General features: G+C 70.5%; 11 protein-coding genes. 3 read left to right on the top strand and 8 right to left on the bottom strand.

Annotation, left to right across the window (positions count from 1 at the left end):
* Positions 1-92: 92 nt before the first annotated feature.
* The 5 genes from meaB to NLX83_RS26430 form a co-directional block, all read right to left on the bottom strand.
* On the bottom strand, positions 93-1082 hold the full coding sequence (gene meaB / locus NLX83_RS26450) for a methylmalonyl Co-A mutase-associated GTPase MeaB (protein WP_254237883.1): 990 nt from the start codon (positions 1080-1082) through the stop codon (positions 93-95).
* Positions 1082-3283 (bottom strand): methylmalonyl-CoA mutase, encoded by a 2202-nt coding sequence (gene scpA, locus NLX83_RS26445; RefSeq protein WP_254237882.1) that lies wholly within the window; start codon positions 3281-3283, stop codon positions 1082-1084. The genes meaB and scpA overlap by 1 nt, the downstream gene beginning before the upstream one ends.
* Positions 3283-5070: a methylmalonyl-CoA mutase family protein gene (locus NLX83_RS26440; protein ID WP_254237881.1), complete on the bottom strand. Its 1788-nt coding sequence runs from the start codon at positions 5068-5070 to the stop codon at positions 3283-3285. Before NLX83_RS26440 ends, scpA begins: the two co-directional genes overlap by 1 nt.
* 330 nt (positions 5071-5400) lie before the next feature.
* A complete protein-coding gene (locus NLX83_RS26435) occupies positions 5401-6282 on the bottom strand; it encodes a serine hydrolase (RefSeq protein ID WP_254237880.1) in 882 nt (293 codons plus the stop codon).
* On the bottom strand, positions 6279-7244 hold the full coding sequence (locus NLX83_RS26430; RefSeq protein ID WP_256564462.1) for a LysR family transcriptional regulator: 966 nt from the start codon (positions 7242-7244) through the stop codon (positions 6279-6281). The genes NLX83_RS26435 and NLX83_RS26430 overlap by 4 nt, the downstream gene beginning before the upstream one ends.
* Before the next feature lie 53 nt (positions 7245-7297).
* Here NLX83_RS26430 and NLX83_RS26420 point away from each other — a divergent pair, with 53 nt between their 5' ends.
* On the top strand, positions 7298-8248 hold the full coding sequence (locus tag NLX83_RS26420) for an MBL fold metallo-hydrolase (protein WP_254237879.1): 951 nt from the start codon (positions 7298-7300) through the stop codon (positions 8246-8248).
* An 81-nt stretch (positions 8249-8329) separates the two neighbouring features.
* A complete protein-coding gene (locus NLX83_RS26415) occupies positions 8330-9625 on the top strand; it encodes a glycosyltransferase 87 family protein (RefSeq protein WP_254237878.1) in 1296 nt (431 codons plus the stop codon).
* Between the two features lie 95 nt (positions 9626-9720).
* Here the strand turns inward: NLX83_RS26415 and NLX83_RS26410 are convergent, their stop codons facing one another.
* A complete protein-coding gene (locus NLX83_RS26410; protein ID WP_254237877.1) occupies positions 9721-9951 on the bottom strand; it encodes a hypothetical protein in 231 nt (76 codons plus the stop codon).
* Between the two features lie 163 nt (positions 9952-10114).
* Between NLX83_RS26410 and NLX83_RS26405 the strand changes: the two genes are divergently transcribed.
* Positions 10115-11635 (top strand): peptide deformylase, encoded by a 1521-nt coding sequence (locus tag NLX83_RS26405; RefSeq protein ID WP_254237876.1) that lies wholly within the window; start codon positions 10115-10117, stop codon positions 11633-11635.
* 161 nt (positions 11636-11796) lie between these two features.
* On the opposite strand, the gene NLX83_RS26400 is transcribed toward NLX83_RS26405, so the two are convergent.
* On the bottom strand, positions 11797-14091 hold the full coding sequence (locus NLX83_RS26400) for an Orn/Lys/Arg decarboxylase N-terminal domain-containing protein (RefSeq protein WP_254237875.1): 2295 nt from the start codon (positions 14089-14091) through the stop codon (positions 11797-11799).
* A 104-nt stretch (positions 14092-14195) separates the two neighbouring features.
* Positions 14196-14885: a histidine phosphatase family protein gene (locus NLX83_RS26395; RefSeq protein WP_254237874.1), complete on the bottom strand. Its 690-nt coding sequence runs from the start codon at positions 14883-14885 to the stop codon at positions 14196-14198.
* Positions 14886-14906: the final 21 nt, after the last annotated feature.

Here is a 14906-nt window from a genome sequence, read left to right as displayed (position 1 = left end):
CTCACCTCCACCACGTGTCCACAGTGGACGGTGATGTACCCAATGTGGCATTCGTTACGTCTGACGAAACAAATGCCACATTGGGTACACAACTACGGCGTGTGGAAGGCGGCCAGGATTTGTTGGGCGGCCAGTGCGGGGGTGAGCGTGCCTTCGGCGACCTGCTTGTCCAGCGCGGGGCCGAGCTCGCGGACCTTGGGGTGGTCGGCGAGGTCCTGGAGCAGCTGGTCCCGGACCATGGTCCACGTCCAGCCCAGGAGTTGCCTGCGCCGCAACGCGGCCAGCGCTCCGGAGGCCGACAGCTGGTCGCGGTGCTGGACGATTTTCGCCCACACGTCGTCGACGCCGGTGTTCTCCAGCGCGCTGCACGTCAGCACGGGCGTGTCCCAGCCGTCCTCGCCCATGCGCAGCAGCCGGAGCGCTCCGGCCAGCTCGCGGGATGCCTTCTTCGCCTCGCGCGCGTGCTCGCCGTCTGCCTTGTTCACCGCGATCACGTCGGCCAGCTCCAGGACGCCCTTCTTGATCCCTTGCAGCTGGTCCCCGGTGCGGGCGAGGGTGAGCAGAAGGAACGTGTCCACCATGTCGGCGACGGTGACCTCGGACTGGCCGACGCCCACGGTCTCCACCAGGACGACGTCGTACCCGGCGGCCTCCATCACCACGATCGTCTCGCGGGTGGCCTTGGCGACGCCGCCGAGCGTGCCCGCGGTCGGCGAGGGCCGGACGAAGGCGCGGGGATCGACGGCGAGGCGGGCCATCCGGGTCTTGTCGCCGAGGATGCTGCCGCCGCTGCGCGTCGAGGACGGGTCCACCGCGAGCACCGCGACCTGGTGCCCGGCCGCCGTCAGCGAGCTGCCGAGGGTGTCGATGAAGGTCGACTTGCCCGCGCCCGGCACGCCGGTGATGCCCACCCTGCGGGCCTTCCCGGAGTGCGGCAGCAGCTCGGTCAGCAGCTCCTGCGCGGCGGCGCGGTGATCGGCTCTGCGGGACTCCACGAGCGTGATCGCCCGCGCGACCCACGCCCGCGAGCCCGCGAGGACCCCGTCGGCGTACTGACCGACGTCGACCGGTTGCGGAGGCATCAGGCGGCGTGCCCGTGCAGCTCGGAGAGCTGGGCGAGCAGGTCCAGCGCGGCGTCGGCGATCACCGTGCCGGGCGGGAAGATCGCGGTGGCGCCCGCCGCGCGCAGCTCGTCGAAGTCGCCGGGCGGGATCACCCCGCCGACCACGATCATGATGTCCTCGCGGCCCAGGCCGGCCAGCTCCTCGCGCAGCGCGGGCACCAGGGTGAGGTGCCCGGCGGCCAGCGAGGAGACGCCGACGATGTGCACGTCCGCCTCGATCGCCTGCGCGGCGACCTCGGCGGGGGTCTGGAACAGCGGGCCCACGTCCACGTCGAAGCCGAGGTCGGCGAAGGCCGTCGCGATCACCTTCTGGCCGCGGTCGTGCCCGTCCTGGCCCATCTTCGCGACCAGGATGCGCGGCCTGCGGCCCTCCGCCCGCTCGAACTCCTCGGCGGCGCGGCGCGTCCTCTCGATGTTGCTCACTTCCCCGGCCTCCTGCCGGTAGACCCCGGAGATGGTGCGGATCTGGCCCGCGTGCCGACCGTAGACCTTCTCCAGCGCGTCGGAGATCTCCCCGACCGTGGCCTTGGCCCGCGCGGCGTCGATGGCCATGGCGAGCAGGTTCTGGTCCAGCCCCGGCCCCCGGCTGCCGGAGATCGCGGCGTCGGCGGCCTTGGTCAGCGCGGTCAGCGCCTCCTGGCAGACCTGCTCGTCGCGTTCCTCGCGCAGCCTGCGCAGCTTGTCGATCTGCTGGGCGAGCACGCCCTTGTTGTCGACCTTGAGCACCTCGATGGCCTCGTCGGCGTCGACGCGGTACTTGTTCACGCCGATCACCGGCTGGCGCCCGGAGTCGATGCGGGCCTGCGTGCGCGCGGCGGCCTCCTCGACGCGCAGCTTCGGGAGGCCCTCATCGATCGCCTTGGCCATGCCGCCCGCGGCCTCGACCTCCTGGATGTGGCTCCACGCGCGGCGGGCGAGGTCGTAGGTCAGCCGTTCGACGTACGCGCTGCCACCCCACGGGTCGATCACCCGGGTGGTCCCGGACTCCTGCTGGAGCAGCAGCTGGGTGTTGCGGGCGATGCGCGCGGAGAAGTCCGTCGGCAGCGCCAGCGCCTCGTCCAAAGCGTTGGTGTGCAAGGACTGCGTGTGCCCCTGGGTGGCCGCCATGGCCTCCACGCAGGTGCGCGCGACGTTGTTGAACACGTCCTGCGCGGTCAGCGACCAGCCCGAGGTCTGGCTGTGCGTGCGCAGCGACAGCGACTTGCTGTTCTTCGGCTCGAACTGGTTGACCAGCTTCGCCCACAGCAGCCGTGCCGCGCGGAGCTTGGCGACCTCCATGAAGAAGTTCATGCCGATCGCCCAGAAGAAGGACAGGCGCGGCGCGAAGGCGTCGATGTCGAGTCCGGCCTCGCGCCCGGCGCGCAGGTATTCCACGCCGTCGGCGAGCGTGTAGGCCAGCTCCAGGTCGGCGGTCGCCCCGGCTTCCTGGATGTGGTAGCCGGAGATGGAGATCGAGTTGTACTTCGGCATCTTCTGCGAGGTGAACGCGAAGATGTCGGAGATGACCCGCATCGACGGCTGCGGCGGGTAGATGTAGGTGTTGCGGACCATGAACTCCTTGAGGATGTCGTTCTGGATGGTCCCGGTCAGCTTCTCCGGCGCCACCCCCTGTTCCTCGGCGGCGACGATGTAGAGCGCCAGCACGGGCAGGACCGCGCCGTTCATGGTCATCGACACGCTCATCCTGTCCAGCGGGATGCCGTCGAAGAGCTGCCGCATGTCGTAGATCGAGTCGATCGCCACGCCCGCCATGCCGACGTCGCCGGGCACGCGCGGGTGGTCGGAGTCGTAGCCGCGGTGGGTGGCCAGGTCGAAGGCGACCGACAGGCCCTTCTGCCCGGCCGCGAGGTTGCGGCGGTAGAAGGCGTTGGACTCCTCGGCGGTGGAGAAGCCCGCGTACTGGCGGATCGTCCAGGGCTGGTTGACGTACATCGTCGGGTACGGCCCGCGCAGGTACGGCGTCGCACCCGGGTAGGTGTTCAGGAAGTCAAGTCCGGCAAGGTCTTCGGCCGTGTAGAGCGGCTGGACCGGGATGCCTTCCGGCGTTTCCCAGAGCAGCTCGGCGGGGTCCTGGCCGAGCCGGTCCCGCCACTGCTGGGCCCCCGGCGCGGGGCCGCCGCCGAGGTCGAGGTTGCCGAAGTCCGGGATGTGCGGCGCCATCAGAGGGCTCCTGCCTGGCTCAGGGTGATGCGGAGGACTTCGAGGGCGTCGCAGCCCGCGTACACATAACCGTCGACTCCCTCCCGTTCCCCCGGTTTCCCGGCGAGCAGCACGGTGTGCGCGCCCGCCTCCTTCAGCGCGCGAGCGACGGGTTCGGCGTGCTCGGCGTAGTCCTTGTCGTGCCCGCACAGGCAGGCCACCGTCGCGCCACTGTCCACAAAGGACTTGGCGATGGCGGCGGGGTCGGTGCCCGGCCCGGCGGCGGGCGTCTCGATGCCACCGGCCTGGAACAGGTTGCCCGCGAAGGTCGCCCGCGCGGTGTAGGCGGCGACCGTGCCGATCGTCGCCAGGAACACCCGCGGCCGGACCGGTGCGGCGTCGGCGGCGTCGCGCAGCTGCTCGAAGGGCTCGGCGTAGCGACGTCTGGGCAGACCGCCACCGGGCACCGCCGGCGCGGGCGGGCGAACAGGCAGCTTCTCACCGAGGTTGGGGAACTCGCTGACGCCGGTGATCGCGTCCTTGCGGTGGGCGATCCGCTTGAGGCGCTTGGCCCACGTCGCGTCGAGGCGTTCGGCGAACATGCCCGAGCGCAGCGCGGCGACGAACCCGCCCGCGCGCTCGATCTCGGTGAACCACGTCCACGCGGCGTTGGCGAGCTCGTCGGTCAGCTTCTCCACGTAGTAGGAGCCGCCCGCCGGGTCGAGCACGCGCGCGACGTGGGACTCCTCCAACAGCAAGGACTGCGTGTTGCGGGCGATGCGCCGGGAGAAGTCGTCCGGCAGGCCGAGACACGCGTCAAATGGCTGCACCGTCACGGAATCCGCGCCGCCGACGCCCGCGGCGAAGGTCGCGAGCGTCGTGCGCAGCATGTTCACCCACGGATCGCGAGCGGTCATCATCGCCGACGAGGTGACCGCGTGCTGCCGCTGCGGTTCATCCGGAGCGCCCGAAACCTCACCCACGCGAGCCCACAACCGCCGTGCGGCGCGGAATTTCGCGATGGTCAGGAACTGGTCGGCGGTGGCGGCGTAGCGGAACTCGATCTGCCGGAAAGCGTCCTCAATGGACAGTCCCGCGTCGGCGAGCGCGCGGAGATAGGCCACCGCCGCGGCCAGGGAGCAGCCCAGTTCTTCCGCATCGCTGCCGCCCGCGTCGTGGTACGGCAACGCGTCGACGACGATCGTCCGCAAGTTCGGCGCGCGGTTCGCGTAGGCGGCGACCTCCGCGAGATCACCCGCCTCGCCGGTCTTCGCCTCATGCCCCAGGGGATCGAAGCCCAGGTTGCCGCTCGGGTCCTCGGCCAGCGCGAGGAACGCGTCGGCGGCGCGGGCGGCGTCGGCCCCCGCGTCCAGGACGACACCGGCGAGGTCGAGGTAGACACCGTTCAGCGCCTCGTCGAGCTTGTGGATGGGCAGGCCCTGCTCGCCGACGGTCAGCCACAGCGAGGTGACGCCGTTCTCCAGGTCCGCCAGGACCGCGTCGTTGGTCGCCTTCGCGTCGGACGAGCCGTGCCGCTGCCGAACATCCCAGCCGTCGCGCCGCACCTGGCCGCCGCGCACGAACGGCGCGAGCCCCGGCACTCCGGCCGAGGGAGCGGGGTCGTCCGTGGTGTAGAGCGGGGCGACGGTGATCCCGTCATAAGTGGTCCGTGCGAAGCGATCCTCGGGCCGCTCCAGCCCTTCAGTGTCCACACCGGACTTCCGCAGCACGCCTGCGACCAGCGCGCGCCAGTCCTCTCGGCTCACCGCTGGAAAGTCGGTGGCAAGGGACAGCTCGGGCAGCGTCATGCCGGGGATCGTAGCCACTCCCGCGCAGGCCGGGGTCGATCAAGGTGGTAACTCTCACCCCTATTCAACCCTTGTCTAGCCAATCACCTAACCCCGCGTCCTGTACGTGGTTACCACCGATCGTGACGCCCCCCAGAACATCAGCAGCGCAGCCCAAAACACCCGTTTCGTACTCTTGTCGGGTTTTTGGAGCGCTCTTTTTCCCGTTATGAGTACGAAACGGGGTTCTCTAGACGGCGCCCGCGGGGGATGGGGTGGACGGGCGCGTGTGGGGCATGGGACAGAGTTTACTTGGTGTAAGGAGTGCTGGGGAGGCTTGCAGGGCGCGGGCTAACCAGCGCGCAGGTGATCTACGGCGAGGCGCGCGGCGGTGCCGATGACGGCGTCCGCGGCGGGCAGCGTGAACGACGTGCGCACGCTGGAGGTGAACGCGGCCACGGCGTAGCGCCCCCCGTCGGGGTACTCGACAACCCCTACTTCGTTGCGCAGCGTCGGCAGCGTGCCGGTCTTGCCCGCGACACGGACGTCGTCGAAGGGGAACCCGGACGCGAGCCGGTGTGGCCACACCTGCAACCCGAGCAGCCGCCGCATCGCCGCGCACGACTCCGGCGAAGCCACCTTGTCCCGCCACAGCGCGGTGAGCAGCGCGGTCATCTCGCGGGGCGTGCTGCGATTGGTGCTCTCCGGCCGCAACGCGCTCAGCGTCCGCAGCACCCGGCGGTCGGTCAGCAGCGGCGCGAGCTCGGCCGCGTCGGCGACCCCGGCGTCGCGCACCATCGACTCCGTCAGCTCCCGGCTCCGTTGCACCACGCATGTGGTGGTCAGCCCGAGGGACTCGGTCACGTGGTTGATCGCCTCGAACCCGACGAGGTCCACCAGCGCGTCGGCCGCGGCGTTGTCCGACACCGACATCGCGAGCAGCGCCAGATCCCGCACGGACATGCTGACCTGGTCGAACATCGCGCCGATCCCGGTCGGCCCGCCGCTGCGCTCCCCCGGGTCGAGCGTCACTCGACCGGCTGGATCCACCTCACCCGTCTCCGCCGCCCGGAACACCGCGACGAGCAGCGGGAGCTTGAAGACGCTGGCCAGCACCACGGGTGTGTCGGCGCCGACCGCGACCTCGCGGGCCCCGTCGATCTCGCGGGCGTGCAGCCACCCCGTCACCCCGGCGTCGGCGAAGCACTCCGCCACCCGCTTCTCGATCGTCATGGCAGGTACTCCGTGGTGGGCCGGGGGTGGAGGGGTGGGCGGGGCGCGAGTTCGGCGGGCGTGAGGCGTGCCGTGAGGATCTCCGCGAACGCGGCCACCGCGGGAGTGTGCTTGCCGCGTGGCCACACCGGCGAGGTCCGCCACGCCAGCGGTGCGCCGACGAGCGGGAGGCACCGCACGTCCGGGTGCGGAGCCGGGGAGTCGAGGTGGTGCAGCGCGACGGCTCCGCCCGCCAGCACCAGGCCGAGCGCGAAACCGGGGGTGGCCGCCTCGTGCACCACGCGTGGGGTGAAGCCGTGCCGTGCGCACGTGGACAGCAGCTCGTCGTGCAACGCGGGCGCGGTCGTCCTCGGGAAGATCACCAACTCCTGCCCGGCGAGGTCGGCCAGCCGCAGCGGACCCGGTGGCCATCCCGGTGGGCACAGCACCCCGAGCGGCTGGCTCAGCACTTCGCCCTGGTCCAGCCACGGCGCGTCAAAGGGATGCCGCAGCACTCCCACGTCCAACGTGCGGTCGGCCAGCGCGCGCAGCTGCTCGGCGGTGGTCAGCTCCCGCAGCGTGAGCCGGACGTCGGGGCAGCGATCGCGGAACTCGGACACGAGGCTGGCCACCACGTCTCCGGGCAGGTCGGGCAGCATGCCTCCGCGCAGCACGCCCGCTTCCCCGCGCCGCAGCCGGTCGGCGACGGTGTGCAGGTGATCGACCCTCCCGAGGACTTCGCGGGCCTCGACCAGCAGTGCCGCGCCCGCGTCGGTGAGCCGGACCTGCCGGGCGGCGCGATCGAACAGCCGCACACCCAGCTCGTGCTCCAGGCGCTGGATGCGCTGCGACAGCGGCGGCTGGGACATGTGCAGGCGGCGCGCGGCGCGGCCGAAGTGCAGCTCCTCGGCCACCGCCAGGAAGTACCGCAGATGCCGCACCAGGTCCACGAACAGCAACGATATCCGATCCGATATCGGCATCGTCCTGATATTGGTGTTGGACTTGATCCACTTCGCGCTGTTCTGCTCGGGCCATGTGCACAAGTCATGTCAGTAGACGTGGACTGTTCCGGGGCGCGGGCGTCGCGGCCCTGACCGCGAGCGTGGCGGGCAGCGCGGCGGCCGACCCGAAACCGCTCAGCGGGCCCGGCGTGACCCTGCGCTGGCTCGGCGTCGCCGGCTGGGAGCTGATCATGAACGGCAGGCGGGTGCTCTTCGACCCGTACCTGAGCCGCATGGAGTACCGGCTTCCCGGCAGCTCGGCCATCGACGAGCGCGCGCCCCTCGCGACGCGGCCCGCCCTGGTGGACCGGACGATCACCGAGGCACCCGAGCTGATCATGGTCAGCCACGGGCACTGGGACCACTCGGCCGACGTGCCACACCTGCTGACCCGCTTCCCCGGCGCGCGCGTCGTGTGCGGGCGCGGCACCTCGTTCCTCCTCGAAGCCTGCGGCGTGCCGCGGAAACGGATGATCGTCGTCCGCGGCGGGGAGAACCTGGAGTTCGGCGGGCTGAGCGTGCAGGCGGTGCCCAGCCTGCACTCGATGACCGGCGACCACGCGTACCTGCTGCCCGGCGAGCTGACCGACCGGCCGCGCAGGCCCAGGACGCTCGGCGAGCTGGTCGAGGGCGAGACCTTCGCCTTCCAGGTCTCCTTCGGGACGTCGCGGGAGGTGCTGTTGTTCGGCGCGACCAACTACGCGGAGCGGGAGCTGGCCGGGCTCACCCCGGACGTCCTGGTCGCCAGCATGACCTCGTGGAAGCCGATCCACGCCTACCCCTCACGGCTGATCAGGGCGCTCGGGTCACCGCCGTTGACGGTGGCCAGCCATCACGACGACATGCTCACCCCGCTCGACTCCCCCGACCTGCCCGCGACGGTCAACACGGCGGGCCCGGCGGCGTTCCGGGCCGAGGTCGCCGCGGCCGGACTCGTGACGAAGGTTCACGAACCGACGCATCTCAAGCCCTTCGTGGTGTGATGTGACCACTGGGTGGGGGGTCGATCGGTCTCGTGGGGGCGACGGCGGGAGAATGCGCCCGCCCCTTCAGGAAGGTCACCGATGCGCACCAGCCCGGCCGAGCCGGACACCCGAGACGACGAACCGGCACCAGCACGGCGGCGATTGCCCTGTCCGTCCTGGCTGCTGGTGGGGGCGGTGGCGCTGTTCGCGCTCTCGCTCTACCTGCGCGTCTCGGACATGCTCACCTGGCCGGTGCACCGCGCCCACATGGTCGACCTCGGCGTCTACTACAGCGCGGGCCAAGAACTGTGGGACAACACCGAGCTCTACACCAAGAACCACGCGGGGCTGCCGTTCCTCTACTCCCCGTTCGCCGCGCTGTTCGCGTCGGCCATGACGCTGTTGCCGATGGGCAGCGTGCCGTGGGTGATGACCGGGCTGAGCGTGGTCGCGGTGCTCGTGGCGATCTGGTGCGCGTGGGGGATCGCCGGGTTCGCGGCCTCGCGCGGGCGCCTCGCGCTGACGCTGGCGGTCGGCGCGGTGGCCCTGCACCTGGAGCCGATCCAGTCCAACATCTCCTTCGGCCAGGTCAACGCGCTGCTGATGGGCCTGGTGGTGCTGGACTTCGCGCTGCCGAAGGAGAACCGGTTCAAGGGCGTGGCGCTCGGCCTGGCAGCCTCGGTCAAGCTCATCCCCGGCGTGTTCATCCTCTACCTGCTGCTCACCGGGCGGGTCCGGGCCGGGCTGACCGCGCTGGGCACCTTCGCCGCGACGATCGCCATCGGCACCGCGTTCCTGCCCGTGCAGTCCGCGCAGTTCTGGACGGGCGGCTTCGCCGACAGCTCGCGGATGGGCGCCTACCTGTTCTGGCACGGCAACCAGTCCATCAACGGCATGGTCGGTCAGGCGTTCGAGTTCGACCAGCCCGCGCTGCACGTCACCCGGCTCGCGCTGTCTGCGGTCTTCGGTGTCGTCGGGCTCCTCGTCGCGACCCGGTTCGGCCGCCGCGGCCTCGAACTGCCCGGCCTGCTGATGACGGCGCTGACCGCGCTGCTGGTCTCGCCGATCTCCTGGCACCACCACTGGGTGTGGGTCGCGCCGTTCCTGGTGCTGCTGATCAGCCAGGCGATGCGCCCCACCGGACCGCGACGGACCTACGCCGCCGCCGCGGTGAGCCTGGTGCTGGTGACCGCGTGCTGGCCCGACCCCTACGCCAAGGAGCCACCCGGCTCCGTGGGCGTGATCTGGTGGGGCGTGCCCGAGAGCGACGCCGCGTTCTCCACGCTCGACTTCATCCACAGCCTGTACACGATCTGCGGGGTGGTGGCGTTCCTCGTCATCGCCGTGGCGACCCTGCTGCCCCGTCGCGGCGAGGCCGGTAGTGCTCTGAGGTGATCAGGGGGTTCCTTCCCGATACGGCGTTCGCAGGCGCCGAAACCCCCTGATCACCTCTGCTTGGCGATTCACCGTGGCACCGCGGTTTCCGGGGCCTAGGACACACTGCGGTGCCACAGGAGCTCGCCAAGATCAAGGTCAGGGACAACGGTCGCGTTGGCCAGGGCGATGGTCCGCATGCGGGCCTCGTCCGGGCCGTTCGACCACACCACCCAGTACCGCCGCAGCGGCCTGTCGTAGCGAACGACCACGTGCACCCCGGTGCGGGCCGCCAGCAGGCTGGCCAGTCGGCGGGCCGAGCGGGCCCGTGTGCTCGTGGTGATCACGGTTCACTTCCGATCCGGAACCACCGTCAGGCAGTTCCCTCACTTGTCCAGATCCCGTGCTGTCCCTTCGGAAACGAGGACACCACGGAGGCGCTGTTTGGATCTAGGCTGAGAGGGACTCACGCAGCGCTCACGCTCACTCACGGTGCGAGACGGAGGCGAGATGACCGAAGATCAGGACTTGGCGCCCGGCCTCGCACTCCCCCACGACGCGTTCGTCGAGGAGTTCCGCCGCTGGCGCGACGTGCGCGGGCTGTCCAAGACCGCGCTGGCCGAGGCCATGGGCTACAGCCGCTCCTACGTGTCCAAGGTGGAGAGCGGTCACGAGCGCGCGTCGCGGGAGTTCGCCAAGGCCGCCGACATCGCGCTGGGCGCGGGCGGTGCGCTGCGCCGCGCCTGGCGGGGCTACGAGCAGGCACGGGGGCACCAGCCACCGCACCCGAGGACCCCGTCGCCGCCGGAGTACCTGGTCGACCCGACGCACGGGAGCCTGGTCGTCGAGCACGACCACGCCGAGCTGCACTACGACGGCCACACCTACCGGGCGACGATGCGCCGCAAGCTGTTCAACAACGGCGCTGATCCGATCACCCGCTACCTGATCCGCATTTCGGTGGACCGCTTCCCCGGCCGCCCGGACCAGTCCAACCGGCTCTACCGCGACCAGCCGCTGACGTGGGAGGAAATAGACCTCCACGCGTGGTGGGGCGAGGACCGGGCGGAGCCGATGCACTTCGTGCCGCAGCACGACCGGGACGCGATCAAGGAGGTGTGGTTGCTCTTCGCCAACGACAGCGGGCACTTCCCGCTGTACCCGGGCGAGAGCACGTGGATCGAGTACACCTACGCGGTCGGCGACGACAAGTGGGGCAACTGGTTCCAGCGGGCCGTGCGGCTGCCGACGAAGCGGCTGTCGATCCGGCTGGACTTCCCCGCCGAGCTGGGCCCCTCGGTGTGGGGCCTGCACACGTCGATGACCGCGGACTCGATGCCGTTCCGCACCGCCATCTCCGACCACCACGAGGGAGACCGACGGATCTACTCCTGGGCGACGGAGGACCCGCCGATGAACGCTCGGTACCGGTTGGAGTGGCATTTCCGGCGCAGGCCCGCCGAGGCGGCGGCCAAACAGTCCAAGCCCAGCGAGACGATGCGCTCGCTCGGCGTGATCCAGCACGACGAGCCGCTGCTGCGGCGCCCCGCCCGTCCGTTCACGCTGCCCGCCGACGCCGAGGACGCCCGGCGGGTGGTCTCGGAGTTACAGGCGGCCGCCAAGCGGGTGGCGCGGGCGCACGTCTTCGGCAAGGGCATGGGCATCGCCGCGAACCAGATCGGCATCGACCGGGCCGCGGCGATGATCTGCCCGCCAGCGGGCGCGGACGTGATCACCCTGTTCAACCCGAGGGTGATCGAGTCCTCCGACGAGGTCGACGAGCAGTACGAGGGCTGCCTGAGCTTCTTCGACGTGCGCGGCATGGTGCCCCGGCCGCTGACCGTGCACGTGGAGCACCAGGACCTCGACGGCACCCGCCGCATCACGATCTTCAACCAGGGGGTGGCCCGCCTGGTCCAGCACGAGGTGGACCACCTGCACGGCCGCTTCTACACCGACCGCATGCTCCCCGACGCCCAACCCATCCCCGTGGAGCAGTACCGCGGCGTGGGCGCCGACTGGAAGTACTGACCCCCGCCCCAGCCCACGTCGGACGGTCTTCAAGTACACCGAACCCCCGCCTGAACGGTCGTTAACCGCACCCAACCCCGGTGAGGGTTGGGTGCGGTTAACGACCTCAGCAGCCGGGGTCGGGGGTACTTGAAGACGGGCGAACCCTGGCTGGGACCGACTCAGCGCAGACAGGTGATCCAGTAGTCGCCGTCGTCGTCGCGGTGCACGCCGTGGGTCTCACTGGGGAAGCCGGGGAAGCGGCGGTCGAACTCCTCCAGCACCCGCAGGTAGCGCAGCGTCGGACTGTCGTGCTCGCCCGCGTTCTCCCCCGGCATGAGCACGGGGATGCCCGGCGGCGTCGTCACGACCTGCGTGGCCACGGTGCGCCCGGCCAGCTCGGCGAGCCGCACGGGCTCGGTCCCGCCGCGCAGCAGCCGCTGATAGGTCTGCGCCGGGGTCAGCACGGCCTCGGGCGCGTGGGTGAAAGCGTCGTCCAGCAACGTGGTCAGCTCCGAGCCGCGCAGTTGCGCGTGCATCTCCGCGCACAGCTGCGGCAACGTCATGTGGCCGTAGCGCGCGGGGAGGCTCTTCACGAGGTCGGGCAGCACCTCCGCGACCGGCGCCGAAGCGTCGTAGAGGTTCTTGAAGTCGGTCAACGCGTCGAGCAGAGTGCCCCACTTGCCCTTCGTGATACCCATCGAGAACAGGATCAGGCACGTGTAAGCGTCGGTCTTCTCCACGACGATGCGCCGGGTCTCCAGGTAGGCGGTGAGGATGCGCGCCGGGATGCCCAGGTCGGAGGTGCGGCCGCAGGCGTCCACGCCGGGGCACACCAGGGTGACCTTGATCGGGTCGAGCAGGCAGTAGCCGTCCTCCATGCCGTCGAAGCCGTGCCAGTCCGCGCCGGGCGCGAGCGTCCAGCACGACGGCTCGGTGCGCAGCAGCTCCACCGGCGCGTCGGCGAAGGCGTAGTCGGTGCCGGTGCTCGGATCGGTCACCCGGTCGGGTTGCCAGACCCCGAAGAACCACTCCGGCCGGTCCCCCGCCGCTGCGATGCGGCGGCCGATGCGCACGACGGCCTGGCGGAACCGGATGGCCTCGGTGATCGCCTCGTCGGTGAGCCACAAACCGCTCGGCCCGTCCATCATGCCCACCGCGACGTCGAGCCCGGCGATCATCGGATAGGACGGCGAGGTCGTCGCGTGCATCATGAAGCTCTCGTTGAACTGCCGGTGCTCCACGGGTGACTTCGGCGAGTTCTTCACGTGCACCATGGCGCACTGCGACAGCGCGGCGAGCAGCTTGTGCGTGGACTGCGTGGTCAGCACCGTCGGCCGCAGCTCCTCGTCCACCGTCCCCGGGTCCACGGACATGCCGTAACGACGCGCGTAGAGCGGGTTGAACCGCGCGTAGGCGAACCACGCCTCGTCCAGGTGCAGCCGCGGCACGCTCGCGCCCAGCAGCTCCGCCACCCGGACGGCGTCGTAGCACAGGCCGTCATAGGTGGAGTTGGTGATCACGGCGTACACCGGGTCCGGCGCGGCGGCGTTCGCGCGGAACGGGCTCGCGCCGATGCTGTCCGCGACCGCCGAGGACGTCATCGAGGAGGGCGGAATCGGCCCCATCAAGCCAAATCCGTTCCGCGTGGGGATCAGGTACACCGGACGGCCCCCGGTGAGCGTGAGCCCGTGGTAGATCGCCTTGTGGCAGTTGCGGTCGACGAGGACCAGCTCGTCGTAGGCGATGCTGGCGTGCAAGGCGAGCCGGTCCCCCGTCGAGTCTCCGTGCAGCACGAAGTACGTCATGTCCGCCCCGAACACCCGCGCGGCGTTGCGCTCGGAGTCCCCGATCGGGCCGGTGTGCTCGAACAGCGAGCCCAGCTCCGCCACGGAGATCGACAGGTCGGTTCGGAACAACCGTTCGCCGTAGTAGTCGAAGTACGCGCGCCCCACCGGTGACTTCAAGAACGCCACCCCGCCCGCGTGCGCGGGGGTGTGCCAGGAGTACTCGTGGGTGTCCTCGAAACGGCGCAGCTCCTTGAAGAACGGCGGCAGAACGGCTTCGAGGTAGTTCCGCGCCGCGACGCCGATCCGGCCCGCGATGAAGTCCGGCGTGTCCTCCAACAGCCACACGTAGCCGCACACGACCTCGGAGACCCACAGCGGCAGTTCCTCCACCGACGCGTCGGTGACCACCAAGAACACCGGCAACCGCGAGAACTTCCCCATGAGCGCCTTCAGCACGTCCTCGGCTGGCGCGCGCTTCGTCTCGTCGTCCGGCAGGTCCCAGTTCACCAGCACCGCGGTCAGATCGGCGCGGCTCTGCACCACGGCCAGCGCGTCCTCCGCGGTGGCGGCTCGCACGATCTGGTGCCCGTCCTCCCGCAGGTGCTCGCAGATCCGGTTGAGCTGATCGGCGATCACCGATCCGTCGAGGCTGTCTTCAAGGGCGATGAGAACCGACGACGTTGTCACCAGTGGACTCCTTTGCGCTCACCCGACCTGAGCACACTCTCGAGTCCGTCCGGCCTATCCGTCGCTCCGCTGAACGCCTGAAGCAGCCAAGCGTTCGCCTGCGCTCAGGTGGTGGAACCGCCCACCGCGGCGTGCGCGGTCGCCATGGCCTCCGGGTCCGCGCGCGGCACGAGGCTGGACAGGTCTCCGCCGGTGTCGTTGACGCGCAGCACGTACGGACGGGTCTCGGTGTAGGTCACCACGGACATCGAGCACGGCTCGACGACGATCCGCTGGAAGGAGTCCAGGTGCAGGCCGAGCGCGTCCGCCAGCACCGACTTGATCACGTCGCCGTGGCTGCACGCGATCCACACCGCGTTCGCGCCGTGCTCGGCGGTCATCCGCGCGTCGTGCTCGCGGATCGCCGCCACCGCGCGCGCCTGGACCTCCGCGAGGCCCTCACCGCCGGGGAAGACCGCCGCGGAGGGGTGCTGCTGCACCACCTTCCACAGCGGTTCCTCCAGCAGGTCCTTGATGCCCTTGCCGGTCCAGTCGCCGTAGTCCACTTCGGACAGACGGGGCTCCTCGACCGGGGTGAGGCCGAGCTTGGCCACCAACGGCTCCAACGTCTGCACGCAGCGGTGCAGCGGGGACCGGACCAGCCCGGCCACCGGGACCCCGGCGAGCCGGTCGACCAGCTCCAGCGCCTGCTCCTCGCCGCGCTCGGCCAGCCCGACCCCCGGCGTGCGCCCGGCGAGGACCCCGGCGCCGTTCGCGGTGGAACGCGCATGTCGAAGCAGGATCACGGTAGCCACGCCGATCAGCCTAAGACACGC

It is taken from the genome of Allokutzneria sp. A3M-2-11 16 (assembly GCF_024213555.1).
Lineage (GTDB): Bacteria > Actinomycetota > Actinomycetes > Mycobacteriales > Pseudonocardiaceae > Allokutzneria.
The sequence above is the reverse complement of the archived record's forward strand: the minus strand, read 5'-3'. Positions and strand labels throughout refer to the sequence as shown.